Origin of the sequence: Pseudomonas sp. GCEP-101, assembly GCF_025133575.1 — a bacterium.
GTDB lineage: Bacteria > Pseudomonadota > Gammaproteobacteria > Pseudomonadales > Pseudomonadaceae > Pseudomonas > Pseudomonas nitroreducens_B.
Genome location: NZ_CP104011.1, coordinates 4817877 through 4844844 on the forward strand (window position 1 = coordinate 4817877; position 26968 = coordinate 4844844).

14 protein-coding genes are annotated in these 26968 nt (G+C 67.4%); 7 read left to right on the forward strand and 7 right to left on the reverse strand.

Features of this window, described 5'->3' with window-relative positions:
- Positions 1 to 16: 16 nt before the first annotated feature.
- From N0B71_RS21990 to N0B71_RS22005, 4 genes are all read right to left on the reverse strand, one after another.
- Positions 17 to 3073: an efflux RND transporter permease subunit gene (locus N0B71_RS21990; RefSeq protein ID WP_259754897.1), complete on the reverse strand. Its 3057-nt coding sequence runs from the start codon at positions 3071 to 3073 to the stop codon at positions 17 to 19.
- Positions 3070 to 4143, reverse strand: coding sequence for an efflux RND transporter periplasmic adaptor subunit (locus tag N0B71_RS21995; RefSeq protein WP_259754899.1), 1074 nt, complete (start codon positions 4141 to 4143; stop codon positions 3070 to 3072). The genes N0B71_RS21990 and N0B71_RS21995 overlap by 4 nt, the downstream gene beginning before the upstream one ends.
- A complete protein-coding gene (locus tag N0B71_RS22000) occupies positions 4140 to 5282 on the reverse strand; it encodes an efflux RND transporter periplasmic adaptor subunit (RefSeq protein WP_259754900.1) in 1143 nt (380 codons plus the stop codon). Before N0B71_RS22000 ends, N0B71_RS21995 begins: the two co-directional genes overlap by 4 nt.
- 411 nt (positions 5283 to 5693) lie before the next feature.
- Positions 5694 to 5948, reverse strand: coding sequence for a hypothetical protein (locus N0B71_RS22005; protein ID WP_259754902.1), 255 nt, complete (start codon positions 5946 to 5948; stop codon positions 5694 to 5696).
- 163 nt (positions 5949 to 6111) lie between these two features.
- On the opposite strand from N0B71_RS22005, the gene N0B71_RS22010 reads away from it, so the two are divergent.
- Entirely contained in the window at positions 6112 to 7182 is a 1071-nt protein-coding gene (locus N0B71_RS22010) for a DUF748 domain-containing protein (RefSeq protein WP_259754903.1), read from the forward strand.
- Between the two features lie 6 nt (positions 7183 to 7188).
- Here N0B71_RS22010 and N0B71_RS22015 read toward each other — a convergent pair whose 3' ends face one another.
- Both N0B71_RS22015 and N0B71_RS22020 read right to left on the reverse strand, forming a co-directional pair.
- Positions 7189 to 8301, reverse strand: a complete 1113-nt coding sequence (locus N0B71_RS22015; RefSeq protein ID WP_259754904.1) for a mechanosensitive ion channel family protein — start codon at positions 8299 to 8301, stop codon at positions 7189 to 7191.
- 238 nt (positions 8302 to 8539) lie between these two features.
- Complete coding sequence (locus tag N0B71_RS22020; RefSeq protein WP_259754905.1) at positions 8540 to 9460, reverse strand: hypothetical protein; 921 nt, start codon at positions 9458 to 9460, stop codon at positions 8540 to 8542.
- A 385-nt stretch (positions 9461 to 9845) separates the two neighbouring features.
- Between N0B71_RS22020 and N0B71_RS22025 the strand changes: the two genes are divergently transcribed.
- The gene (locus tag N0B71_RS22025; RefSeq protein ID WP_259754906.1) at positions 9846 to 13961 is read left to right on the forward strand and encodes a CheR family methyltransferase; all 4116 of its coding nucleotides are present in this window, start codon (positions 9846 to 9848) and stop codon (positions 13959 to 13961) included.
- A gap of 43 nt (positions 13962 to 14004) precedes the next feature.
- Here the strand turns inward: N0B71_RS22025 and ssuD are convergent, their stop codons facing one another.
- Positions 14005 to 15141, reverse strand: a complete 1137-nt coding sequence (gene ssuD, locus N0B71_RS22030; protein ID WP_259754907.1) for an FMNH2-dependent alkanesulfonate monooxygenase — start codon at positions 15139 to 15141, stop codon at positions 14005 to 14007.
- Positions 15142 to 15515: 374 nt separating this feature from the next.
- Here ssuD and epsC point away from each other — a divergent pair, with 374 nt between their 5' ends.
- The 5 genes from epsC (at position 15516) to N0B71_RS22055 (ending at position 26856) form a co-directional block, all read left to right on the forward strand.
- Positions 15516 to 16469 carry a serine O-acetyltransferase EpsC gene (epsC, locus tag N0B71_RS22035; protein WP_259754908.1) on the forward strand — a complete coding sequence of 318 codons (954 nt, stop codon included), beginning with the start codon at positions 15516 to 15518 and terminating at the stop codon, positions 16467 to 16469.
- Positions 16470 to 16796: 327 nt separating this feature from the next.
- The gene (gene dapA / locus N0B71_RS22040; protein ID WP_259754909.1) at positions 16797 to 17663 is read left to right on the forward strand and encodes a 4-hydroxy-tetrahydrodipicolinate synthase; all 867 of its coding nucleotides are present in this window, start codon (positions 16797 to 16799) and stop codon (positions 17661 to 17663) included.
- A 322-nt stretch (positions 17664 to 17985) separates the two neighbouring features.
- The gene (locus N0B71_RS22045) at positions 17986 to 21012 is read left to right on the forward strand and encodes an autotransporter family protein (RefSeq protein WP_259754910.1); all 3027 of its coding nucleotides are present in this window, start codon (positions 17986 to 17988) and stop codon (positions 21010 to 21012) included.
- 247 nt (positions 21013 to 21259) lie between these two features.
- Complete coding sequence (locus tag N0B71_RS22050; RefSeq protein WP_259754911.1) at positions 21260 to 22417, forward strand: response regulator; 1158 nt, start codon at positions 21260 to 21262, stop codon at positions 22415 to 22417.
- A gap of 41 nt (positions 22418 to 22458) precedes the next feature.
- Entirely contained in the window at positions 22459 to 26856 is a 4398-nt protein-coding gene (locus N0B71_RS22055) for a response regulator (protein WP_259754912.1), read from the forward strand.
- Positions 26857 to 26968: the final 112 nt, after the last annotated feature.

The following is a 26968-nucleotide window of genomic DNA, read 5'->3' on the forward strand; positions in this document are numbered from 1 at the left end:
GAGGCATCGGCGCCGCTCAGTCCTCGCGGATGCGGTACCAGGTGACGTACAGCGCCGGCAGGAAGAACAGCGTCAGCAGGGTGGCGGCGACGATCCCGCCGATCATGGCGAAGGCCATCGGCCCCCAGAAGACCTCCCGCGCGATGGGGATCATCCCCAGGCTGGCCGCCGCGGCGGTGAGCAGGATCGGCCGGGTGCGGTGGTGGGTCGCCTCGATCACCGCCTTCCACGGCGAGCGGCCCTCGGCCTCGAAGGCGTCGATCTGGGTCACCAGGATCACCGAGTTGCGGATGATGATGCCGATCAGCGCGAGAATGCCGAGGATCGCCACGAACCCCATCGGCGTGCCGGTGGGCAGCAGGGCGGCGACCACGCCGATCAGCCCCAGCGGCGCCACGCTGGCCACCAGCAGGGTCTTCTGCACGCTCTGCAGCTGGATCATCAGGAAGGTCGCCATGAGGAACAGCATCAGCGGCACCACCTGGCCGATCGGCCCCTGGGCCTTGCCGCTTTCCTCCACCGTGCCGCCGGTGGCGAGCTTGTAGTTGGGCGGCAGCTGGCTGGCGAATTTCTCGATCTCGGGTTTCAGCACCTTGACCAGGTCCGGCGGCTGGATGTCGTCGGTGATGCTCGCCTTGAGGGTGATGGTCGGCTTGCGGTCACGCCGCCACACCAGCGGCTGCTCCAGTTCGTAGCCGACGCGGGCGAAGGCTTTCAGCGGGATCGAGGTGCCGCTGGCGTTGACCATCTGCAGGTTCTCGAGGGTTTCCGGCGAGCTGCGTTCGGCGCGTTCCGAGCGGCCGACCACGTTGATCAGGAAGATGTTGTCGCGCACCTGGGTCACGGTGGTGCCGGTCACCACGCTGTTGAGCATCTGCGCCACGTCTTCGGAGCCCAGCCCCAGCTGGCGCAGCTTGTCCTGGGCGATCTCGATGCGCAGCACCTTACCCGGCTCGTTCCAGTCGTAGATGATCTCGCCGATGTGCGCGTTGCCGTCCAGCACCCCGGCCAGCTGCATGGCGTAGTCGCGCACCTTGTCCACGTCCGGGCCGCTGATGCGGTACTGGATCGGCCGGCCCACCGGCGGGCCCATCTCCAGCGGCTGCACGTAGGTGCTGATGCCGACGAAGTCGCGGCGCAGGTGCTCCCGGAGGCGACCGGCGAGGCGCTCGCGGGCCTCCAGGTCCTTGGCGACGATCACCAGCTGGCCGTAGAAGGGGTTCTGCAGTTGCTGGTCCAGCGGCAGGTAGAAGCGGATGGCGCCCTGGCCGATGTAGGAACTCCAGCGGGCGACGTCCTCGTCGTCCTTGAGCTGCGCTTCGACCTTGTCCATCACCCGGCGGGTTTCGTCGATGCTGCTGTTCTGCGGCAGGTTGAGGTCCACCAGCAGCTCGGGACGGTCGGAGGAGGGGAAGAACTGCTGCTGGACGTACTGCAGCAGGTACAGCGAGACGCCCAGCAGCGCCACGGTGAAGACGATGGTCAGCACATTGCGCCGCATGGCGCGCTGCAGCCAGGTATCGAAGAAGTCGAACAGCCGGCTCTGCTTCTCCTCGTGCTGCTTGAGCGTCTTGGGCAGTACGTGCAGGGCGATCACCGGGGCGAACAGCACGGCGACGATCCAGGAGAGGATCAACGCCACGGCGATCACCGCGAACAGGGTGAAGGTGTATTCGCCGGCCGAGCTGGCGTTGAGGCCGATGGGCACGAAGCCGGCGATGGTCACCAGGGTGCCGGTGAGCATCGGGAAGGCGGTGGAGGTATAGGCGAAGGTCGCCGCCTCGTGCAGCGAGTCGCCCAGCTCCAGGCGGGTGACCATCATCTCCACGGTGATCATGGCGTCGTCCACCAGCAGGCCCAGGGCGATGATCAGCGCGCCGAGGGAAATGCGCTGCATGGTGATGTCGGTGTATTCCATGAACACGAAGACCATCGCCAGCACCAGCGGGATCGAGCAGGCGACCACCAGGCCGGCGCGCACGCCGAGGCTGATGAAGCTGACGACCAGCACGATGACGATGGCCTCGAACAGCGCGCTGGTGAAACCGCCGACGGCTTTCTCCACCACCTCGGCCTGGTTCGACACGGTGTGCACGCCAACGCCCACCGGCAGCTCGCTGGTGATCTGCTCCATGCGCTGGCGCAGCGCTTCGCCGAACTGCTGGATGTTGCCGCCCTTGCGCATGGCCACGGCGAGGCCGATGGCCGGCTGGCCGTTGTAGCGGAACTGGGTGCTGGGCGGGTCGACATAGGTGCGCTGGATGTCCGCCAGGTCGGAGAGACGGTAGAAACGGTCGTTGACCCGCAGGTTGACCGCCGCCAGGTCCGCCTCGGAGCGGAACTCGCTGCTGGTGCGCACCGAGATGCGCTCCGGGCCGGCCTCGATCACGCCCGAGGGCGTTACCGCGTTCTGCTGCTGCAGGCTCTCCAGCACCTGGCGCTGGTCGATGCCCAGGGCGGCCAGCTTGCGGGTGGAGAAGTTCAGGTAGATGACTTCGTCCTGGGCGCCGATCAGCTCGACCTTGCCCAGGTTCTCCACGCTGCGGATGTCCAGCCGCGCCTTTTCCACGTAGTCGCGCAGCTGGCGGAAGCTCAGGCCGTCCGCGGTAAAGGCATAGACGCTGCCGAACACGTCGCCGAACTCGTCGTTGAACGCCGGCCCCTGCAGGCCCTGGGGGAAGTCGCCCTTGATGTCGGTGATCTTCTTGCGTACCTGGTACCAGATGTCCGGGATCGCCTTGCCGCTGGTGGTGTCCTTCAGGTAGACGTAGACGGTCGCCTCGCCGGGCCGGGTGTAGCTTTTCACGTAGTCGAGGCTGTCCAGTTCCTCCAGCTTCTTCTCGATGCGGTCGGTGACCTGCAGCAGCGTGTCGTCCACCGTGGCGCCCGGCCAGCGCGCCTGGATCACCATGGTCTTGATGGTGAAGGACGGGTCTTCCTCGCGGCCGAGGTTGAAGTAGGAGAACACCCCCATCAGCAGCGACACGGCCATCAGGTACCAGACGAAGGACTGATGCCGCAGCGCCCATTCGGACAGGTTGAACCCGCTGTTTGGCTTGCCCTGTTCACTCACGGTTGCGTCCCCTCGTCGATCCGGACCACCTGGCCCTCCTCAAGACTGTTCACGCCGGCGCTGACTACCCGCTCACCGTCCGCCAGGCCGCCGCCGACGATCACCTGGCCGTCGCGATGGCGCAGCACCTGGATCTCGCGGCGGTGCACCTGGCGACTCTGCGGGTCGATGACCCACACGCGGGCGGCTCCGGTGGCGGCGGTATCGCCGATCAGGGCGGTGGCCGGCAGGCGGCTGCGCGGCGCCACCTGGCTGGTGAGCAGCACGCTGACCGTGGTGCCGAGGTGGAAGCTGGGCGGCGCGTCGGCCAGGCTCAGGCGCAAGCGCCGGGTGCGGGTGGCGGCGTCGGCCTGGGGCGCCAGTTCGCGCACTGTGCCGGTGGTACGGTCCTGCGGGGCGAGCTGGGCGCTGACCTCGAAGCGCGCATCGGCGGGCAGCCGCTGCACCAGTTCGTCCGGCAGGTCGACCACCGCTTCCTTCACCTCGGGGCGCACCAGCGTCACCACCTCCTGGCCGGCCTGCACCACCTGCCCGGCCTCCGCGTGCCACTGGGTGATGACGCCGGCGAAGTCGCTGCGCAGCTGGGTGTAGCCCAACTGGTCTTTGGCGCGGTCGGTGGCGGAGCGCGCCTGGTCGAGGGTGGCGCGGCTGGTTTTCAGCCGCGTGCGGGCGCGGTCGAGATTGGCCTGGGCGCCCACGCCTCGGGCGAGCAGTTCGCTTTGCCGGCGTTCGTCGGCCTGGGCGTCAAGCCACTCGGCCTCGGCGCGGGAGGCGTCGCCCTGGGCGCTGAGCAAGGTGTTCTGCTGGTCGGTGGGATCGAGGGTGGCGAGCAGCGTGTCCTTCTCCACGCGGTCGCCGACGTCCTGCTTGCGCGCGGCGATGCGGCCATTGGTGCGAAAGCCGAGGGTGGTCTCGTAGCGCGCCTGGATGCTGCCGGCGAAGCGGCCGACCTGGCGCACGTCGTCGGCCTTCACGGTGACATAGAGCACCGGTCGCGGCGGCGGTGCCTCCGGTTCCTTCGAACAGGCGGCGAGGGTGATGGCCAGCACGGCGAGCAACGCGTGCTTCATGGGCGCACCTCCGTCCGTCGAGCCTGGGTGCGAGGCTCGGCCTGGGCGCTGCTGTCTACTGGCTCGGCGCCTTCCTCCGGCCGGGCGACCTCGACTTTCTGGTTCGGATGCAGCAGTTGGCCGCCCGCCACGATCACCCGCTGCCCGGCGTGCAGCCCTTCGCCGATCATGACCTGCTCGCGGGCGAAGCTGACCTGGCCGACGGGCGCAAGCTGCGCGCGATCCTGATCGTCCAGCACCCACACGGCGGGCGACTTGTCTTGCTTGAACAGGGCGGACCAGGGCAGCACCACGCGGGGCTGGGGTGTCTGCGGCAGTTCGGCGCCCACCACTGCGCCCAGGCCCATGGCGGCGGGCACCGGGTCGAGGCCGACCTTGACCTTCAGTGTGCCGCTGCGCGCATCCACGGTCGGGGTGACTTCGCGCACGCGGCCGGTGACCTTTACCTTCGGGTCGGACAGCAGGTACACGGCCACCGGCTGGTCGGCCTGCGGGTCCTGGAACAGCGATTCGTAGACGTTGAACACCGCGTCGCGCTCGCCGTCGCGGGCGAGGGTGAAGATCGGCATGGTCGCCTGCACCACCTGGCCGACCTCGCCGCTGCGCTGGGTGATCACGCCATCGGCCGACGCCTTGAGTTCGGTGTAGGAGAGCTGGTCGTTGGCCGACGCCAACTGCGCACGGGCCGCCGCCAGCGAACTCTGCGCGGCGCGCAGTTCGGCCTGGGCGCGGTCGTATTCGCTGCGGCTGGTGTAGCCCTTGGGCAGCAGCTTTTCCTGACGCTGGAAGCCCACCTGGGCCAGGCGCAACCGCGCCTGTTCGGCAGCCACCGCGGCGCGGGCGTTCTCCACCTGGGTGCGCAGGTCCTGCGGGTCGAGGCGGGCCAGCACCTGGCCGGCCTTCACGGCATCGCCCACGTCAGCGCGGCGTTCGACGATCTTGCCGCCGACGCGGAAGGCCTGCTGCGCTTCGACCCGTGCCTGGATATCGCCCACCACGCTGGGGCGCGCGGCATAGTCGCGGGTGCTCACCTCGCGTACCAGCACGCGCGGCAGGTGCTCGGCCGGCTTGTCCTGGCCGCAGCCGGCCAGCGTGAGCGCCATCAGAAAGAAAGCCAGCCCCGGCGTTCTCGTCGTCATCCATTTCCCCCTGGTGCAGATCGCGCGCGGGCAAGCGCAGCGATACGAACTGTGAGTGGGGCGACGGCGGGAACGTTCAACTCAATGTGGGGCAGGCGAGGGCGATTCGGGGCCGATCTGCTGCGAACGCGGCGGTTCTGGCGCTTACTGTTGCTCGCTCCTGTGGAGGAGCAACGGATACTCCGTGTGGGATTTCCTCCCTGAAGGAAGCGGCTCTGCATGTTGTAGGAGCGGGCCATGCCCGCGAAATCCCGCGCGGCGGAAGGGGAGTTCACCGGCAGACACCAACATCGGCCGCTGATTGACAGGAGCGCCTGCCGGGCGCCATCGCGGGCATGGCCCGCTCCTACAGGGGGCGGACTCATCCAGGCAACGCGGGACGCCAGGGTTGGCCTGGCACAGCGGGGTACGTCAGGAAGGGACACTCACCAGGCGGAACAAGGCGCGGCCGTCCAGCCATTGGGCATGGCCGCGGGCGTCGATCTCGCCGATGCATTCGCCCAGGTCCTGGCCATCGAGTTCGATGAACAGGTGGTTGGCATAGACGCGAAAGCGATCCGGGCTGCTGAGCAATTCGACCCGGCCATTGTGCAGCACGCCGATGCGCCGGCCGACACCGCCAGGAGTGAACAGCTCGTAGGTGCCTTTGCTGAAAAGCGGGGCCACGTGACCTCCGTGGATGTGATGCCAGGGCCTGACTAAAGCACAAAATGATGGCATTTGAATATCATCTGCCGCCGCAGCGTTGTCGCACCGATGCGCTCGGCGTTTCCCCTGAACTCCCGTGGCGCCCCGCCAGTCCACAGCCAGAGAACCTTAGGAGGCGGGGATGAAACGACGCTACAGCGTGCCCACGGCGACCATCCTGGCGATACTGCTGGTGCTGCTGGTCGTGCATATCGCGTTGCCCTATGTGATCCGCGACTACCTCAACGGCAAACTCGATCGCATGGGCGAGTACCACGGGCAGATCACCGACGTGGACCTTGCTCTCTGGCGCGGCGCCTACCGGATCAACGGGCTGAAGATCGTCAAGGTCACCGGCAAGGTGCCGGTGCCGCTGCTGGACGCCCCGGTGATCGACCTCGCCGTGAGCTGGCATGCGCTCTGGCACAAGCATAGTGTGGTGGCGCGGGTGGCGTTCCTGCGGCCGGAGCTGAACTTCGTCGACGGTGGCAGCCGCCAGGCCTCCCAGAGCGGCGCCGGCACCAACTGGCACGAGCAGCTGGAAAAGCTGCTGCCGATCACCCTGGATGAGCTGCGCATCGACGACGGCCTCATCCGCTTCCACAACTATCAGTCCAGCCCGCCGGTGCACCTGTCCGCCAGCGCGGTGAACGCCAGCCTGTACAACCTGACCAACGTGGCCGACGAAAACGGCGAACGGGTCGCGCGCTTCGAAGGACGCGCCCGGCTGTTCGACCAGGCGCCGCTGGAAGTGCAGGCCAGCTTCGACCCCTTTACTGACTTCGAGGACTTCCAGTTGCGCCTGCGCGCCAGCGATGTGGAGCTGCGCCGGGTGAACGATTTCGCCTCGGCCTACGGCAAGTTCGACTTCAACCGCGGGCGCGGCACCCTGGTGATCGAGGCGAAGGCGCAGAAGGGCCGTCTGAGCGGCTACATCAAGCCGCTGCTGCGCGACGTCGACGTGTTCAACTGGCAGCAGGACGTGGAGGAGAAGGACAAGAGCCTGTTCCGCTCCATCTGGGAGGCGCTGGTCGGCGGCGGCGAAACGGTCCTGAAAAACCAGCCCCGGGACCAGTTCGCCACCCGCGTGGACCTCAGCGGCAATATCCATCGCCAGGACATCAGCGCCTTCCAGGCCTTCCTCGGCATCCTGCGCAATGCCTTCGTCCAGGCGTTCAACGCCCGTTACGAGCGTTCCGCACCCGAGGACTGAGCCGCGTCAGTGGCTGGTGCCAGGGCGCGCGGCATCCATGCGCCGGTCGTCGAAGTCTTCGCGCGCCGGTTCGCCGGCATCGACGAGGGCCTGTGGGTTGCGCAGCTCGCGCACCGGGAAGGCGAAGTCCACGCCCAGCGCCTGCATGCCCGCCAGCAGGCGCAGGTTGATGCGCTGCTGCACGTCCATGTAGCGGTTGTAGTCGGCGGTTTGCATGATGTAGACGACCTCGTACAGCAGCCGGCTCTCGTCGAAGGAGAGGAAGTGGGCGCGGTCGAACTTCGCCTCGCTCACCTCGTCGATGATCTCCTTCACCAGATCGGCCACCGCCTTGGCCTTGTCGGCCGGGGTGCGGTAGCTGATGCCGAACTGGAAGACGATGCGCCGGGTGTTCATGCGCTTGTAGTTGTGCAGCGTCTGCTTGAGCAGCTCGGCGTTGGAGCAGACGATCTGTTCGCCGCTCAGGCTGCGGATGCGCGTGGTCTTCAGGCCGATGTGCTCGATGGTCCCGGCGACATCGCCGAACACCACGAAATCGCCGATCTCGAAGGGCTTGTCGAAGCCGATGGACAGCGAGGCGAAGATGTCGCTGAGGATGGTCTGCACCGCCAGCGCCACCGCGATACCGCCCACGCCGAGGCTGGCGATCAGCGCGGTGATGTCCACGCCCAGGTTGGCGAGGATCGACAGCAGCATCACCGCCCAGACCACCACCAGCACCACCACCGAGACGATCGAGGCCATGACCGGGTTGTGCAGGCTGCCGAAGCGCAGCCGCGACAGGTCGCGGGTCCACAGCCGCACACAGGCGTCCAGCCACCAGGCGACCTGCAGCGCGAGCACGACGAACCAGGCGTGCGACAGGGCGGCGCTCCAGTTGTCCGGCAGGGTGGCGAGCTTGAGGGCGAGCATCAGGGCGAAGACGAAGATCAGCACATTGCTGGTACGCCCGGCGATGGCCGAGGCGTAGCGCGCCCACTGGCTGGTGCGTCCCTCCAGGCGTTTGCGTGCGGTGGCGATGAGAAAGCGCAGGATGACGAACCCGGCGGCGGCCGCAACGACCACCAGCAGCAGGCGGCCGAGCACCGTCAGGTCCAGCCAGGAATTCAGCGACGCCATGGTGTCTCCTTATCGGCGGTGACAGGAGTAGGTTTGGGGCGGCAGGGGGAAAGGAAGTTCAGTCGCGACACCTGAGCGGTGCCGGCAAGCGGAGCGGAGTCGGCAAGCCGGGAGGGCCGCAAGGGGCCCTCCCGCTCTCCCGCAGGCGGATCAGTGCCAGAACAGCGCGAGCAGGATGATGATCGGGATCGGCACGCCGAGGAAGTAGAGGAGGATCGAGCGCATGGTGAGTCTCCTGTCAGCGGATGGGCTGGGTATGGGGGGTGGAATGGACGTGGTGGACCACCAGCAGCTCCGCGTCACGGCGGCGGCCACCGACGATGGCCATGAAGCTGGCGAAGAACGCACCGCACAGCAGGGCGGCGAACATCCACAGCGCCGAGCCGGCCGCGACCTTGCGCGCCGTATCGGCGGCCTGCAATGCCTGCTGCTTGGCCTGCTGCGCCTGGGCGAAGACCGCGTCGATGCGTTGCTCGGCCTCGGCCTGGCTGATCTGCGTGCGCTGGGCGATCACCTGGGCGAGGTAGGTGCGGTCGTCCGCGCTGAGCTGCCCCTGGGCCAGGCCGCGCAGGAAGATGCGCGTGGCGACGGCATGGGCGGCGTCATCGCTGACGGCCACCGGGCGGTTGTCGCGGAACAGGGTGTCGATGAAGTAGGCCGCGTCGTCCGTGTTGTCGCTGGCGGTCTTCGCGCTGCCCGACGCGGCGCCGCTGGCGCTGGCCGCTGCGCCGGCGGCGAGGGTGGCGCCCGCCTGCAGGCCGCCGCCCACCAGGCTGCTGACCGAGCCGACCACCAGGGTGGCGGTGACCAGCGTGGCGATGGCCCAGGCGAGGAAGCCGTGGGCGGTATCGCGGAAGTACACCTCGTCACCGTGCAGGCTGGCCCACTTCACCCGCAGGCGCCCGGCCAGATAGCCGCCCAGGCCGGAAGCGAGGATCTGCGTGATCGCCAGCCAGATGAAGGTGGAAATGCTCATCTGCTTGAAGGTGCCGCCATCGCCGGGCCAGGGCGACACGGCGGAGAATCCCAGGCCGAAGCCAAGGACGATGAGGATCAGCGATAACGCTGCGGCGGCCGCCGCGCCGGCGAATATCGCCGGCCAGGCAACGCCGGAGCGGTCCTGCACGGCGGTGAGGGAAGTGTCGGTGCTGGCAATCATGGTCAGTGCTCCTTTGGCTGAACCTGAACCTGTCTTTGCAGCGCCCGTGCCACCTGTTTCAAAATATTATTGAGTTTTTATTCAATGGGTTACGAAGTTGTCCGAAGAATCCGGTGATGCAGAACGCAAGGTGAAGCCAACCGGCACTGGCAGATTGCACGACCACGGCCCGCCGGCCGATGCCGTTCGAACCCAAACGGTAGCGACGCGGTCTTCTACAGCAAGACGCCGGTCGCTACGGCAGCGGCTGGAACGGACGTTCCAGCTTGCGCGGGCGTCGCGTTTGGGCGGCAAAAATGCCGCGCGGATGGTCGGATTCGGCGCCCGACGCTGCTACGCTTCGCTTGCCGCCGACCCGGCCGAATGACTCCAAGGAACCAGAGCCATGAGTGAAGAGATTCCCGCCGCCGAAGGACTGAAGCTGAAGGTGCAGCCCAGCCACCTCAACTTCCCCGTGATCGGCATCGGTGCCTCGGCGGGCGGACTGGCGGCCTTGCTGCGGTTGTTCGAGAACATGCCCAACGACAACGGCATGGCCTTCGTCGTGGTGATGCACCTTTCACCGCACCACGAGAGCAGCGCCCACGAGATCCTGCAGAAAGTCACCAAGATGAAGGTGCGGCAGATCAGCGAGCCGACCCCCATCGAGCGCAACTGCGTCTACCTGATTTCGCCGGCGATGCAGCTGACCATGAACGATGGCTACCTGCGCGTGACCGAACTCAACCCCGCCCAGCCGCGCCACATCGCCATCGACATCTTCATGCGGACCCTGGCCGACGCCCATGCCGAGCACGCCGTGGCCATCGTCCTCAGCGGCAGTGGCAGCGACGGCTCGGCCGGGCTGTCGCGGGTCAAGGAGCAGGGTGGGGTGACCATCGCCCAGGCTCCGGACGATGCCGAATACGACGAGATGCCCCGCAGCGCCATCGCCACCGGGCAGGTGGATTTCATCCTGCCGGTGGGCGACATGCCGCAGAAGCTCATCGACCTATGGCAGACCATGCGCACCATGCAGTTGCCGGCCGATGCCGAGGTGGCGACGCCGTTCCGCTCCATCGACGACCCGGAACAGTCGCGTGCCGCGGAAACCGCGTTGAAGGACATTCTCACGCTGCTGCGCACCCGCAGCGGCCACGACTTCAAGCATTACAAGCGCGCCACCGTCCTGCGCCGCATCGAGCGGCGCATGCAGGTCAACCGCCTGGGCGACCTGCCGGCGTACCGCGCCTTCCTGCAGAACACGCCGGAGGAAGCCCGCCACCTGCTGGCCGACATGCTCATCGGCGTGACCAATTTCTTCCGCGACCGCGAAGCCTTCGAAGCGCTGGAACGGGAGATCATCCCGCGCGTGTTCGACATGCCCGAATCCGCCGATACGCCGGTGCGGGTGTGGAGCGCCGGCTGCTCGTCGGGTGAGGAAGCCTATTCGCTGGCGATCCTGCTGGCCGAGTACGTCGAGTACCGCGAGAGCGACCGGCAGTTCCAGGTGTTCGCCACCGACATCGACGAGCACGCCATCGCTATCGGCCGCAGCGGCGCGTACCCGGAGGCGATCCTCACCGACATCACCCCGCAGCGCCTGCGCCAGTACGTGACCAAGGAGCAGACCGGCTACCGGGTGAAGAAGGAAATCCGCGAGCGTGTGCTGTTCGCCATGCACAACCTGCTTCGCGACCCGCCGTTCTCCAAGCTGCACCTGATCAGCTGCCGCAACCTGCTGATCTACCTCGACCGTGAAGTGCAGGCCGACATCCTGCAGATGTTCCACTTTGCCCTGGCGCCGGGCGGCTACCTGTTCCTGGGCAGCGCCGAGTCGGCCGACGTCTGTCTGGAACTGTTCACCCCGGTGGACAAGAAGAATCGCATCTACCGCGCCAGGCCCGGCGCGGTAATGGGCCGGCCGGCATCGCCGTTGCCGCTCATCGCCCTGGCGGATACGCCACAGGCCAGCAGCGAGCGGCCGGCCGAACGCCGGCGCATCTCCTTCGCCGACCTGCACCAGCGGGTGCTGGAGCAATACGCGCCGCCCAGCGTGGTGGTGAACCATGAATCCAGCATCGTGCACATGTCCGACCGGGCCGGGCGCTACCTGCGCTACATCGGCGGCGAGCCCTCGCACCATCTGTTGTCGCTGGTCCATCCGTCGCTGCGCCTGGAGCTGCGTACCGCGCTGTTCCAGGCCTTCCAGACCGGCAAGAGCGTCGAGGCGCGACGGGTCAAGCACGAACGTGACGGTGCCACGGCCTACATCAACATGGTCATCCGGCCGTTCCGCGACCAGGACGCCGACTTCGCCCTGGTGATCTTCGACGAGGTCGAAGAGAGCATGGCCACCGACAGCCCCAGCCACCAGCAGACCGTCAAGGACAGCGTGTTGTCGCAGCTGGAGAGCGAGCTGCAGCGCAACAAGGAGCAGCTGCAGGCGACCATCGAGCAGGCGGAAACCTCCACCGAGGAGCTCAAGGCCTCCAACGAGGAATTGCAGGCGATCAACGAGGAGCTGCGTTCCACCACCGAGGAGCTGGAGACCAGCAAGGAAGAGTTGCAGTCGATCAACGAAGAGCTGATCACGGTCAACCAGGAGCTCAAGACCAAGGTCGAGGAAACCGGCAAGATCAACGACGACCTGCAGAACCTGATCGCCTCCACGGACATCGCCACGGTGTTCGTCGGCCGCGACATGCGCATCAAGTCCTACACGCCGCGCGCCACGGCGATCTTCAGCATCATCGGCAGCGACACCGGGCGCTCGCTGCTGGACATCACCCACCGACTGGAGTACCCGGACCTCGCCCACGACGCCACGGCGAGCTTCGAAACGCTGCGCACCATCGAGCGCGAGGTCGCCAGCAAGGATGGCCGGCGCTACCTGGCGCGCATGCTGCCGTACCGCACCACCGACAATGTCATCGATGGCGCGGTGCTGACCTTCATCGACATCACCGAGCGGCGCCTCGCCGAAGACAAGGCACGCGACAGCGAAGAGCGTTTGCGCCTGGCGGTGGAGAGCACCCAGGACTTCATCATCGTCACCCTCGACCGCGAGGGGCGCATCACCGGCTGGAACAAGGGCGCCGAGCGCGCCTATGGATACCGCGAGCAGGAGATCGTCGGCCACAGCCTGGACGTCCTCTTCACCGAGGAGGACCAGCACGCCGGCGCGCCCCGTGAAGAGCTGCGCGTGGCCAGCCAGGTGGGCCGCGCGGAAACCGACCGCTGGCAACTGCGCAAGGATGGCAGCAGCTTTTTCTGCAGTGGCGTGACCACCGCGCTGCCGCACGGCTTCGCCAAGATGGGTCGCGACGTGACCAGCCGCAAGCGCGCCGAAACCGAGCAGGAAAGCCGCCTGCAGCAGAACCAGGCGAAGGTGCGCCTGCGCGACGAGTTCTTCGCCATGATGTCCCACGAGCTCAAGCACCCGCTGAACCTCATCCAGCTCAATGCCGACCTCATTGCGCGGCTGTCGGCGGTGCGTTCCCACGCGGTCGCGGCGCGCGCCATCGAGGGTATCCAGAGCTCGGTGCGCAGCCAGGCGCGGATCATCGACGACCTGCTCGACCTGTCGCGGGTCAATACCGGCAAGCTCAAGCTCAACCTGGCTCCGGTGATCCTGCAGAACGTCATCGAGGATGTGGTCGGCGCGCTGGGCTCCGAGGCCCACGACAAGGACCTGCTGATCGACCTGCAACTGCCGCCGCGCGGCAGCGATCCGCTGGTGGCGGAGGCCGATCCGGTGCGGGTCGAGCAGATCGTCTGGAACCTGCTGAGCAACGCGGTGAAGTTCACCCCGTCCCACGGCAATATCCAGGTCAGCCTGGACCAGGACGACGGCATGTTGCGCATCCGCGTGCGCGACGATGGCCAGGGCATCGCGGTGGAAGACCTGCCGCGGATCTTCGAGCTGTTCGGCCAGACCGAGCAGCAGCCGCACCTGCCCAAGTCAGGCCTGGGCATTGGCCTGGCGCTGGTGCGCGAGCTGGTGGAGGCGCAGCAGGGGCGCATCGAGGCGACCTCGGCCGGCAGGGGGCAGGGCGCGCTGTTCAGCGTTTGGCTGCCGCAGTATCGCCAGCTCGACCTGCCGGTGGATACCGTGCAGGAGTCCACCGGCCCGCTCGCCGGCGCCCGCCTGTTGCTGGTGGATGACTCGCCGGATATCCGCCTGATCCTCCAGCAACTGCTGGAAATGGAAGGCGCCACGGTCGCCACCGCCGAAGACGGCCCCGCCGCCTTGCGCTGGCTGGAGGCGCAGACCTGCGACCTGATCCTGTCGGACATCGGCATGCCGGGCATGGACGGACACGAGCTGATGCGGCGCGTGCGCCAGTTGCCCGGCCATGCCGGCACGCCGGCGGTGGCGCTCACCGGCTACGGCTCGGCGGCGGATGCCGAACAGGCGCGCGCGGCGGGCTACAACGCCCACGTCAGCAAGCCGGTGACGCTCGATACCCTGCAGCGGATCGCCCGCGAGCTGGGTGTCAGCGGCGCCATGCAGGAGTAGCCCGCCAGCCCTGCCCGCCGCGCGCGGGCAGGGCGGCCGAGCCTCAGGCGGCGGCGTCCTTGTCGCGCCCGGCGCGCACGTCGAAGGCACCCCCGGTGAGCACGCCGTCCACCGTCACGCGGCCCTTGCCGGGCAGCAGGGGGAACACCAGTTCGGCGAAGCGATAGGCTTCCTCCAGGTGCGGATAGCCCGACAGTACGAAGCTGTCGACGCCCAGCGCGGCATATTCCAGCAGCCGCGCGGCCACGGTTTCCGCGTCGCCGACCAGTGCCGTGCCGGCGCCGCCGCGCACCAGGCCCACGCCGGCCCACAGGTTCGGCGCCACTTCCAGCTTGTTGCGATCCCCGCCATGCAGCGCGGCCATGCGTTGCTGGCCGACCGAATCCATCTTCGCGTAGTTGCTCTGCGCGGCGGCGATGGTGGCGTCGTCCAGGTGGCTGATCAGCTCGTCGGCGGCGGCCCAGGCCTTCTCGTTGGTTTCCCGGACGATGACGTGCAGGCGCACGCCGAAACGCACCGTGCGGCCCTGGCGCGCGGCGCGTTCGCGCACGTCGGCGATCTTCTCGGCCACCGCCGCGGGCGGCTCGCCCCAGGTCAGGTAGGCGTCCACGTGCTTGGCCGCCAGTTCGTGCGCGGCGGGGGAGGAGCCGCCGAAGTACAGCGGCGGGTAGGGCTTCTGCACCGGCGGGAAGAAGTTCTGCGCGCCGTTGACCTTCAGATGCTCGCCGTCATGGTCGACGGTCTCGCCGGACAGTAGGCGGCGCCAGATGGTCAGGAACTCGTCGGACGCCGCGTAACGCTCGTCATGGCTGAGGAAGACGCCGTCAGCCTCCAGTTCGGTGCTGTCGCCCCCGGGCACCACGTTGAGCAGCAGGCGGCCGTTGCTCGCCTGGTCCAGCGTGGCAGCCTGGCGCGCCGAGGCGGTGGGGTTGCCCAGCGAGGTGCGCAGCGCCACCAGTAGCTTGATGCGCTGGGTGACCGGCACCAGGCTGGCGGCGGTCACCCAGGGGTCGAGGCAGCTGCTGCCGGTGGGAATCAGCAGGCCGTCGTAACCGAGCTGGTCGGCGGCCACGGCAATCTGCCGCATGTAGTGGTTGGTCGCGGGGCGGCCGCTGCTGGAGTGGCCCAGGTAGCGGGTGTCGCCGGAAGTCGGCAGGAACCAGAAAATATCGAGACTCATGGAGTGTCCTCGTTGCCATCGTCGAAGTGGGGCGGCGCCCCGTCGGTGCACGCGTGGCAAGTCTTCATTGGAATTCGGCCCCGGCTGCCGGCATGTTTCGTGCGGTGACTCCGGGATGGGGAAGGCGTCTGGGTGGGTGCAGCGAGTCAGCAAGGCCTGTGCCAGGGCGGCGAGGCCGGGTTTTCGCGGTATCCAAGCACCTTGCAGTGTTGCCTGGGTAACACCGCTGTTGATTCGCTGTTGCCGGGGAAACAGTTGAACCTGCAAAAAAGGCATTAGGTTATGCCTTCCGGCGATTTGTCCTGCGCGGCGGGACCGAGCAGGATAGGCCATCGTGATTGAAAGTCCCCGCAGACCAAGGAACACAGCAAGCGATGAATGATGCCAAGCGACTGAACGAACATGGCCCGGTGAACTGGCAACTGGCGCAGATCGTCGAGGACCTGCGCAGCGCCCGCAACGACTGGCGCACCCGCAGCGGCCGGCATCCGGAGCAGGGCGGTCGCGAACTGCCGTCGCGCCAGTCCGTCGAGGAAGTGGTGGAGCGCCTGGCGAGTGCGCTGTTCCCGATGCGCCTGGGGCCGAACGATCTGCGCGAGGAGAGCGAGGACTTCTTCGTCGGCCACACCCTGGATGCCGCGCTGAATGCGCTGCTGGTGCAAGCCCGCCTGGAGTTGCGCTACAGCGCGCGGCAGCGTGGCGATGTGGTGGACGACCGCATCGATGAGCACGCCGTGGTGCTGGTGCGCGACTTCGCCCGCGCGCTGCCGGAAATGCGCCGCCTGCTGGATGCCGACGTGCTGGCCGCCTACCAGGGCGACCCGGCGGCGCGCAGCGTGGACGAAGTGCTGCTGTGCTACCCGGGTGTAGTGGCGATCATCCATCACCGCCTCGCGCACCACCTGTACAACGCCGGCCTGCCGCTGCTGGCGAGGATCATCTCGGAACTGGCGCATTCGGCCACCGGCATCGACATCCACCCCGGCGCGCAGATCGGCAGCAGTTTCTTCATTGACCACGGCACCGGCGTGGTGATCGGCGAAACCGCGATCATCGGCAAGCAGGTGCGCATCTACCAGGCCGTGACCCTGGGGGCGAAACGCTTCACGTCCGATGAAACCGGCCAGTTGCACAAGGGCGAGCCGCGCCACCCCATCGTCGAGGACGACGTGGTGATCTACGCCGGGGCGACCATTCTCGGTCGCGTCACCATCGGCAAGGGTTCGACCATCGGCGGCAACGTCTGGCTGACCCGTAGCGTGCCGCCTGGCAGCCAGGTGAGCCAGGCCAGCCTGCAGCACGACGAGAGCCGCTGCGGCAAGGACTGATCGCGTATTGCCTGCGGGACCGCGAAGCGCAGCGGGGGAGTTGACAGCGCCCCCGCGCGTTGAGCAGTATCCGTCAGACATTTCACGCATCGGCACCGACATGTTCCCCATCCACGACCATTCGCTCTCCGCTTCGGGCTTCCTCGCCCAGGCGTGCGCGTGCGTCGTCGTTGCCAAGAAATCGAAGAAACAGTCGCTCATTTGACCGGGGCGCTGTCCCGTCAGATGGGCTGACAGGACACAAGGCGCAAGGTCGAACCTCCCCCCGCTTGATTCCCGCATCCCTCCCTGACGGCGACTACACGGTCAGCCAACAGGAGTTTTTGCATGTCGAATTTTCGTGGGATCTGGGTGGCGCTGGTCACTCCCTTTCGTGATGGCGCGGTCGATTTCCCGGCCCTGCAGGGGCTGGTCGCCCATCTGCTGGAGCAGGGTGTCACCGGCCTGGTGGTGTGCGGCACCACGGGCGAGGCCGCAGCGCTCAGCCATGACGAGCAGCTCGAGGTCCTCGACGCCGTGCTGCAATGGGTGCCGGCGCACCAGGTGATCATGGGCCTGGCGGGCAACAACCAGCGCGAACTGCTGGGCTTGCTGGAGGCGATCCAGCGCCGCCCGGTGGCCGGCGTGCTGGTGCCGGCGCCGTATTACATCCGCCCCTCGCAAGCCGGCCTGGAAGCCTTCTTCCGCAGCGTGGCCGACGCCGCCCGCGTGCCGGTGGTGCTCTACGACATTCCCTACCGCACCGGCGTGCGCATCGAGCGCGAGACGCTGCGCCGTATCGTGCGCCATCCGAACATCCGGGCGATCAAGGATTGCGCCGGCGACGTGGAGACCACCCTCGCGCTGATCGCCGACGGCCAGGTAGAGGTGCTCACCGGGGAGGACCTGCAGATCTTCGCCAACCTCTGCCTGGGCGGGGCCGGGGCGATCTCGGCGTCCTCCCATGTGCGCGCGGATCTCTATGTGCAACTGTTCCGGCAGATGGAGGAGGGCGACATCACCGCCGCGCGGCGCACCTTCTATCGGTTGCTGCCCTGGATGCAGGCGGCCTTTGCCGAAGCGAACCCCGCACCGGTGAAAGGTGCACTGGCCCTGCAGGGGCTGATCGCCAACGAGTTGCGCGAGCCGATGCAGGCATGCACGCCGGCGACACTGGAGCGCCTCGAACGCGTGCTGGCGGATCTGGCCGACTAGGCGCTGCCGCATTCGTTCGAGGCTGAGCGAATGCCGCGTGTATCCCGCTGCGGGCTGTGCAGGAAATACGACAGGCCCGAAGTGTGTAACGCGTTACCAGAATGCTGTTCAATTTTGCGTAACGCGTTACTGATTCTGCTGTGGCGCACGCCGCGGGATCGCCCTGAAAAGCCTTGCGCCGGGATTTTGAGAAGTTTTGAGAACGGCTGACAAGATTAAATCCTGTCGTTGCCAACCACTCGTATCTTGCCCATCACACCGTGATCTAAGCTCGCCGCCGCTTCACTCCTGTAACAAATACAACACACTCGAGCGGGATCACATGACGTCCTCCTATCAGCGCCAAGGAATGCAGCGCACCTGCGTGCGTGCGCCCCAACTCTCCGCCATCACGCTGGCCCTCGCGGCGGCCCACCTACCCCAGCTTGCCCAGGCGGGGGTCTATACCGCCTCCAGCGAGAGCGAACTCATTGCAGCGGTGAACGCAGCCAATGCGGACGCAGACCCCAGCTCCACGATCAACCTGACCGCCAGCTTCTCCATCAGCGGCGTGACCCTGCTCTCGACCAAGTCCATCACCATCGACACGCAGGGCTTCGTGCTGACCAACACCAGCACCGTGCCGATCAACTCGACCTACACCTTCGAAGGGACGTTCACCGGGGCGCAGAATGCCAGTGGCGGCGCGAATGGCTTGAGCGTCGGCAACGGTCAGTTCGTCAACAACGGCACGGTCACCGGCGGTGACGGCACCGTGGCCAACACCGGCGGGGGGACCGGGGTCGGTGTTTCGGTCCGCGCGACGCTGACCAACAACAGCACGATCACCGGCGGCAGCAACATCGGCTTCAATGCCACCAACAGCGGCCTGGGGGCGGGCGTGTCGATGTCGAACGCCTCCAACCTGGTGAACACCGCCAGCGGTGTCGTCACCGGCGGTGCCAGCAATGGCGGGGTGGCCGGCACGGGTGTGTACATGGGTGTGTCGACGGGCAACAGCATCGTCAACCAGGGCACCATCCGTGGCGGCACCGGTCTGAACGGCGGCACTGGCGGTCGCGGCGTGCGCTTCACCCTTGGCACCAACACCCTGCAGAACAGCGGGGTGATCGAGGGCGGCAATGGTGCCGCGGCCATCTATGTGGACCGCCCCAACGGCAGCCTCAGCATCGTCAACTCTGGCTCCATCCATGCCGGGGCCGGCTACGCCAATGCCATCGAGTTCACTACCGGCGCCGCGCTTTCCGAGCTGGAACTCCAGGCCGGCTCGGACATCCGCGGCAACGTGGTCGCCAGCGCGCTCAGTACCGCCGATGTGTTCCGACTGGGCGGCAGCACCGATGCGCTGTTCGACGTCTCGTCCATCGGCAGCAGCGCGCAGTACCGCAACTTCGACCTCTTCCAGAAAACCGGCAGCAGCACCTGGGCACTGATGGGCGACAGCACCGTCACCGCGGCCTGGAACGTACAGCAGGGCACGCTGCAGCTGGGCAACGGCGGCACCAGTGGCACGCTCGCCGGCGATGTGGTGGTCGACAGCGGTGCGATCTTCGCCTTCAATCGCAGCGACCTGTTCACCTTCAACCAGCAGATCAGCGGGGCGGGTGGCGTTGCGCAGAATGGCACCGGTACCACCCGGCTGACGGGTGCCTATACCTATACCGGCCCGACCACCATCAACCTCGGCACCCTGGCCATCGATGGCTCGATCACCAGCCCGGTGACGGTGAACAGCCTCGGCACCCTGTCCGGCAACGGCACCGTGTTCGGCAACCTCACCAACGCCGGCGTGGTGACGCCGGGCGGCGGCTCCGGCGTGCTGACCATCGACGGCGACTACATCGGCAACGGCGGCGTGGTGGCCATCAATACCGTGCTGGGCGACGACAGCTCGGCCACCGGCCGCCTCATCATCACCGGCGATACCTCGGGCACCGGCACCATCCGGGTCACCAACCTTGGCGGCCTCGGCGCGCCGACGGTGGAAGGCATCAAGCTGATCGATGTGCAGGGCCTGTCCAATGGCCTGTTCACCCTGGCCGGCAACTACACCTACCAGGGGCAGCCCGCCGTGGTGGCGGGGGCCTATGCCTATCGCCTGTACCAGAACGGCGTGACGGCTTCCAGCGATGGCGGCTGGTACCTGCGTTCCTCGCTGGATGCGCCGGTCACCCCGCCAGTCACCCCGCCGGTGACGCCCCCGGTCACGCCTCCCGTGACTCCTCCGGTCACGCCCCCCGTGACGCCTCCCGTCACGCCTCCGGTGACTCCTCCGGTCACCCCTCCGGTCACGCCACCCGTCGAGCCGCCGGTGACGACGCCCATAGAACCGCCCGTGACGCCGCCTGCCGGCCCGCTGCTGGCGCCGAGCGTTCCCCTGTACGAGAGCTACGCCAGCGTGCTGCAGCGCTTCAACGAACTGGGCACGCTGCAACAGCGCGTCGGCAACCGTTACTGGCAGCCCGATGCGCAATTGCAGGCCGACGTCCGCCAGGGCCAGCCGGCCATCGGTCGCGGCGCCTGGGTTCGGGTGGAGGGCTCGGATGCCGAGATCGACCCGTCGTCGAGCACCAGCAGCGCCAACTACGACGTGCACCTGTGGAAGTTCGAAGCCGGCTTCGATGCGCCCGTCTACGAGAGTGATGCCGGTACCCTGGTGGTCGGCCCCACCGTGCACTACGGCACCGCCAACTCCGGCGTGTCCTCGCGCTTCGGCGACGGCTCCATCGACGTCACCGGCTACGGCTTCGGCGGCACGGCCACCTGGTACGGCAACGACGGCACCTACGTGGACGGCCAGGCGGCGCTGAGCTGGTACGACAGCGACCTGCGCTCCTCGCAACTGGGCCGGAAGCTGGAAAATGGCAACCGCGGCAATGGCATCGCCGCGGGTGTCGAGGTCGGCCATCGCGTGACGCTGGACGACACCTGGTCGGTCACCCCGCAGGCACAGCTGACCTGGTCGCAGGTGCGCTTCGATTCGTTCACCGACGATTTCGGCGCGAAAGTCTCCCACGACAACGGCGACAGCCTGGTGTCGCGCCTGGGCGTTTCCCTGGACCGCGAAACCCGGTGGGTTTCCCGTAACGGCAAGACCAGCCGCTCGCACCTCTACGGCATCACCAACCTGTACTACGACTTCGCCAACGGCACCTCGGCTGACGTCGCAGACCTGCACGTGAAGAACGAGGAGCAGGCGTTGTGGGGCGGCCTGGGCATCGGCGCCTCGCTGAACTGGGACGACGATCGTTCCCTGCTGTTCGGTGAGCTGCTCGGCCGCACCAGCCTGCAGGACTTCGGCGACAGCCATTCGATCGGCGCCAAGGTCGGCGTGCAGGTGCAATGGTAGGGCTGTGCCGGAAAGCGGGGGCGCCGCATGGCGCCCTTCGCGGGTGAGGAGTCCCCGCGCCGACGTGCAGCGAAGAAGCCGCCCACCGGGCGGCTTCTTCATATGACGGCGTGAACATCCGCCAGCGCTATCGCGCCGAAGCAATCCCGTGCCAGGTGCCACGGCGGCTGCGCGTTTTTTAGCTACGCTTCCTGCAATGGAGCGGCGAGGTCAGGGCCTCTCTTCGACTGGCTAGGGAGCCGACTCAATGGACACCACGCAGAACGCTTCTTCCCTCTCGACCATCCTGGTGGTCGACGATACGCCTGAAAATCTGATGTTGATGGTCGACCTGCTCAAGGACCGCTACCGCATCAAGGTGGCGAACAACGGGGAGAAGGCGCTGCGCATCCTCGAGGGCGAACACCTTCCCGACCTGATCCTGCTGGACGTGATGATGCCGGGCCTGTCCGGTTACGCCGTGGCCGAACAGGTCAAGGCCAACGCCCGCACCTGCAACATACCCATCATCTTTCTCACCGCGATGGCCTCGGCCGAGGATGAGATCCACGGGCTGGAGGTGGGGGCGGCCGACTACATCACCAAGCCGATCAGCCCGCCGGTGGTGCTGGCGCGTGTCGCCACCCAGCTCAAGGTCAAAGCCGCCGAAGACTTCCTGCGCGACCAGAACGACTATCTGGAAAGCGAGGTGAAGCGCCGCACTCAGGAGGTCATGGCGATCCAGGACGTGACCATCCAGGCCATGGCCTCGCTGGCGGAAACCCGCGACAACGAAACCGGCAACCACATCCGCCGCACCCAGAACTACGTCAGGCTGCTGGCCGAGCTGCTGCGCGAGCACCCGCGCTTCAGCCAGTTCCTCGATGAGGCGACCATCGAGCTGCTGTACAAATCCGCGCCGCTGCACGACATCGGCAAGGTCGGCATTCCGGATCACATCCTGCTCAAGCCCGGACGTTTCACCCCCGAAGAGTTCGAGATCATGAAGACCCACACCACCCTCGGGCGGGACGCCATCCAGCAGGCGGAAAACCAGTTGGCGGTGAAGGTCGACTTCCTCCGCCTGGCCAAGGAGATCGCCTACAGCCACCAGGAAAAATGGGATGGCAGCGGCTATCCGCAGGGCCTGGCCGCCGACGACATTCCCATCAGTGCCCGCCTCATGGCGGTGGCGGACGTGTATGACGCGCTGATCAGCCACCGCGTGTACAAGCCGGGCATGCCCCATGAAAAGGCGGTGGCGATCATTCGCGAGGGTCGCGGCTCGCACTTCGATCCCGACGTCTGCGATGCCTTCCTGGCCAACGCCGAGCGCTTCTGGGACATCGCCCTGCGCTTTGCCGATACCGAGCAGGACAGGGCCAGGCAACTGGCCGCGCTGGAGCACATCGCCCAGGAGCCCTGAGTGGCCATGATGACGCGCCGACAGCCAAGGAGTGCTCGTCGATGAACGTATTCGCTGTGCTCGAGCGGCTGTCCCTGCGTCGCAAGCTGATCCTGGGCTTTACCGCGCTACTGGCGCTGTCCCTCGTCCTGGGCATGGCCAGCCTGCGCCTGCAGGCGGTGCTGCAGCATCAACTGCAGCAGCTCTACAACCGCGACCTGATCGGTGCCAACCACCTGCAGGAGGTGCGGGTCCAGCTGCCCAACATCGTCCGCGCCCTGCAGCGGGCCGTCGCCACCAGCAGCGCGGACACGCGAATCGCCGCGCTGCGGCAGATGGAAGCGGACAAGCAGAACCTGCAGGAGTCCCTGGCGCTTGCCCGGCCGACCGTGTTCCGCGCCGACAACATCGAGCGCCTCGCCGAATTCGAACTGCTGCTGGAGCGGGTGCTCGCGACCGGCAACGAGGCGCTGCAACTGGCCGGCGAGGGGCGTCAGGGGCAGGCGCAGCTGCTGATCAGCGGCGACGAGTTCCAGCAGCTCAACGAGCGCGCCGGTGCCGCGCTCGACCAGATCACCAAGGACAAGCAGGCAGCCCTGCGCGACCTGGTCAACGAGATCACCCGCAACGCCGAGCAGGGCAGCCTGCTGACCTACGTCCTGCTCCTGGGCGGCCTGGCCCTGGCGCTCACGCTGGCCTGGCTGGTCAGCCAGTCCATTCGCAAGCCGCTGGAGCGCGTCCGCAACGCAGTCGATCAGCTCACCGCCGGCGACCTGGACCAGCCCATCCCGCATACCGACCTGGACAATGAAACCGGCGACCTCGCGCGCGCCATCGCCAAGTTGCAGATCCAGGCGCGCCAGCTGGAACGGCAACGCTGGATCAAGGCCCAGGTTTCGCTCGTGCAGATCGATATCCAGGCGGCCGAGACGCCTGAGCAGCTGGGCCGCCTGTTCCTGCAACGCCTGGTGCCGATGATGGGCGCCTGCCAGGCGGTGCTCTACGTGCTCTTCGAGGGCGCGAGCCACCTGCAGCTCCTGGGCGGTTATGCGCTGGACAGGGCGTTTCCGCCGGCGGACCGCGTGGCCCTTGGCGAGGGCTTGCTCGGCCAGTGCGCGCTGGACCGCACGCCCCGCCAGTTCACCGACCTGCCGGGGAAGTTCTGGCACATCCGCTCCGAGCTGGGCGAGGCCGCCGCCAGCCATCTGCTGGTGCAGCCGGTGATGCGCGGCGAGCGCTTGCTGGGGGTCCTGGAGCTGGCCGGGCTGCGGGAGCCGTCGGAGCTGGAATCCGCCCTGCTGCAGGAGGTCCTGCCGCGGCTGGCGGGGGCCATGGCCATCATGGAGCGCAGTGAAACGGCCCAGGCGCTGCTGGCGGAAACACGCCGGCAGGCCGACGCCATGGCGGCGCAGACGCTGCTGCTGGAAAGCCAGGCGACGGAGCTGGAGTCCCGCCAGGCGGCGCTGCAGGCGACGGAGGCATGGTATCGCGGGATCATCGAGGCCTCGCCGGACGGCATGCTGGTGCTGGGGGAGGACGGCTGCATCCTGATGACCAACCCGCAGCTGGACGCCCTGTTCGGCTACGAGCGCGGCGAACTGGTCGGCTCCACCGTGGAACGCCTGGTGCCGCAGGCCATCCGCGAGCGGCACGTGGGCTTGCGCAACGGCTTCATGTCCACCCGAATCACACGGCAGATGGGCGCCAACCTCGACGACCTGCGTGGCGTGCGCAAGGACGGCAGCCTGTTTTCGGTGGAGATCGGTCTGTCGCACCTGCCGAGCCTGGAAGGACGCGGCCGCTGCGTCTGCGCGTCGGTGCGGGATGTGAGCGAACGGCGGGCCATGGAAAGCAGCCTGCGCACCGCCAGCGACCGTTTGAGCCTGGCCCAGGAAGCCGGCGATATCGGTGTGTTCGATGTCGATTTCACCACGGGGCAGGATTACTGGACGCCGCAGCTGGAAAAAATGTTCGGTCTCGAACCGGGCGGATTCGGCGGCACGATGGCGGCCTGGAAGGCTCTGCTGCACCCCGAGGACGCCGAGGCGACGGACCAGGCCTATGCCGTGGCGGCGGCCAGCGGCGCCGAGCGCTATGAATGCGACTTCCGCATCATCCGGCAGAACGACGGCCAGGTGCGGACCTTCAGGTCCCTGAGCCGCTTCACCCGCGCACCCGACGGCACGCCGTTGCGCGCCACCGGGGTGAACATCGACGTCACCGAGCTGATCGCCGCTCGCGCGGCGGCGGAGGCGGCCACGCTGGCCAAGAGCGAGTTCCTGGCCAACATGAGCCACGAGATCCGCACGCCCATGAACGCCATCATCGGCATGAGCCACCTGGCACTGCGCAGCGGCCTGGACAACAAGCAGCGCAACTACATCGAGAAGGTGCATCGATCCGCCGAGAACCTGCTGGGCATCATCAACGACATCCTCGACTTCTCGAAGATCGAGGCCGGCAAGATGAGCCTCGAACAGATTCCCTTCCGCCTGGAAGACGTGCTGGACAGCTTTGCCGGCATGGTCGGCCTCAAGGCCGAGGACAAGGGGCTGGAGCTGCTCTTCCAGACCGATCCCGAGCTGCCCACCGCGCTGATAGGCGATCCGCTGCGACTGGGGCAGGTGCTGATCAACCTGGGCAACAACGCCGCCAAGTTCACCGAGCGGGGAGAGATCGTGGCGGGCGTCGATGCGGTCGAGGCCACCGACGAACAGGCCGAGCTGCACTTCTGGGTGCGCGACACCGGCATCGGCATGACCCAGGAGCAATGCGAGCGCCTGTTCCAGTCGTTCAGCCAGGCCGACAACTCCACCACCCGCAAATACGGCGGCACCGGTCTGGGCCTGTCCATCTCGAAGAAGCTGGTGGAACTGATGGGCGGCCGTATCTGGGTGGAGAGCGAGCAGGGGCGGGGCTCGACCTTCCACTTCGTGGTTCGCCTGGGCGTGCAGCAGGGCGTGCGGCCGCGACGCATGTTCAAGGCCGACGAACTGCTGGGCACGCGCGTCCTGGTGGTGGACGACAACGCCAGCGCGCGGGAAATCCTGTCCGGCATGGCGCGCAGTTTCGGTCTGGAGGTGGACGTCGCGGACAGCGGCGGCATGGCCCTGCGCCTGCTCGCCGATGCCGAAGCCCGCACGTTGCCCTATGACGTGGTGCTGATGGACTGGAAGATGCCGGGCATGGACGGCATGGAGACGGTCAGCCGGATGTATGCCGGCGACCTGCGCCATACCCCGTCGGTGATCATGGTGACCGCCTTCGGTCGCGATGAGGCCCACGAGGAAGCCGAGCGCCAGGGCATTACGCTGCCACTGGTGCTGACCAAGCCCGTCACGCCCTCGTCGTTGCTCGAGGCCATCGCCGTGGTGCTGGGGCAGGTCCCGCCCAGCGAAACCCGCGCCACCGAGCGCTCCGGCCACACGGCCAGCAACCTGGCCGGCCTCAACGGGGCCCGGCTGCTGCTGGTGGAAGACAACGAGCTGAACCAGGAGCTCGCACGCGAACTGCTGGAGAGCGCCGGCATCCACCTGGAGCTGGCCGGCAACGGCCAGCAGGCGCTGGACATCCTCGCGGTCGACGACGGCTTCGATGGCGTACTGATGGATTGCCAGATGCCGGTCATGGACGGTTACACCGCCACCCGCAAGATCCGCGAGCAGGCGCGCTTCGCCGAACTGCCGGTGCTGGCCATGACCGCCAACGCCATGGAGGGCGACCGCGAGCGGGCGATGGCCAGCGGCATGAACGACCACATCTCCAAGCCGCTCAACGTCGATGCGATGTTCGCCACGCTGGCCCGATGGATCGTCCCCAGGGCCAGGGGGCAGGACGCCGTGCAGCAAACGCCAGTGCCGCTGGCCGGTGTGCTGCCCGATAACCTGGAAGGCATCGACATGGCTGCCGGGCTGGCCACGTGCATGGGCCGGCCCGAGCTGTATCGGCGCCTGCTGATCAAGTTTCGCGACGCCCAGGCCGGGTTCCCCGAGCGATTTTGCAGCGCCCTGGGCGATGCGGACGAAACCGCCGCCGCGCGCATGGCCCACACGCTGCGCGGAACGGCCGGCAACATCGGCGCCACGGCCATCGCCCAGGCCGCCGCCGCTCTGGAGCAGGCGTGCCAGGCCGGCGAGGCCCAGGCGATTATCGACGACCTGCTCGCCGCGTTGATGCAACGCCTGGCCCCCACCTTGAACGCCCTCGCCACGCTCGCCGCCGATGCCGCGCCCAGCGCCCTGGCCCAGGCGCAGCAGGGCGATGAGCAGGTGGAGCGGGAGCTGGCGCGTCTGCAGCAATTGCTGAGCGAAAGCGACTCGGACGCCATCAAGGCCGTCGAGCGCCTGCGCCAACGCCAGCTCCAGCCGGGCCTGGCCCAGCGCCTGGCCGAGGTGGCGCAACAGCTCGATCAGTTCGACTTTGACCGCGCCCTGGAGCTGCTGCGCAGCGAGTTGTCGTGATCGTCGCCACCCTCATGGCAGCCGTTGCGGTGATAATGCGCAGCCGCAGCCTGTCGGCAGGGGCTGCGGCCCGCCACGGACATGACCTGAGCAAGCCCGGCTAGGCGCGCCC

Bases quoted from the DNA above. Each gene is read 5' to 3' on its own strand.
- N0B71_RS22055 (WP_259754912.1), top strand. From the start codon at position 22,459: ATGAACGTATTCGCTGTGCTCGAGCGGCTGTCCCTGCGTCGCAAGCTG.
- epsC (WP_259754908.1), top strand. From the start codon at position 15,516: ATGAATGATGCCAAGCGACTGAACGAACATGGCCCGGTGAACTGGCAA.
- N0B71_RS22025 (WP_259754906.1), top strand. From the start codon at position 9,846: ATGAGTGAAGAGATTCCCGCCGCCGAAGGACTGAAGCTGAAGGTGCAG.
- ssuD (WP_259754907.1), bottom strand. From the start codon at position 15,141: ATGAGTCTCGATATTTTCTGGTTCCTGCCGACTTCCGGCGACACCCGC.
- N0B71_RS22050 (WP_259754911.1), top strand. From the start codon at position 21,260: ATGGACACCACGCAGAACGCTTCTTCCCTCTCGACCATCCTGGTGGTC.
- N0B71_RS22020 (WP_259754905.1), bottom strand. From the start codon at position 9,460: ATGATTGCCAGCACCGACACTTCCCTCACCGCCGTGCAGGACCGCTCC.
- dapA (WP_259754909.1), top strand. From the start codon at position 16,797: ATGTCGAATTTTCGTGGGATCTGGGTGGCGCTGGTCACTCCCTTTCGT.
- N0B71_RS22015 (WP_259754904.1), bottom strand. From the start codon at position 8,301: ATGGCGTCGCTGAATTCCTGGCTGGACCTGACGGTGCTCGGCCGCCTG.
- N0B71_RS22010 (WP_259754903.1), top strand. From the start codon at position 6,112: ATGAAACGACGCTACAGCGTGCCCACGGCGACCATCCTGGCGATACTG.
- N0B71_RS22045 (WP_259754910.1), top strand. From the start codon at position 17,986: ATGACGTCCTCCTATCAGCGCCAAGGAATGCAGCGCACCTGCGTGCGT.
- N0B71_RS22000 (WP_259754900.1), bottom strand. From the start codon at position 5,282: ATGACGACGAGAACGCCGGGGCTGGCTTTCTTTCTGATGGCGCTCACG.
- N0B71_RS21995 (WP_259754899.1), bottom strand. From the start codon at position 4,143: ATGAAGCACGCGTTGCTCGCCGTGCTGGCCATCACCCTCGCCGCCTGT.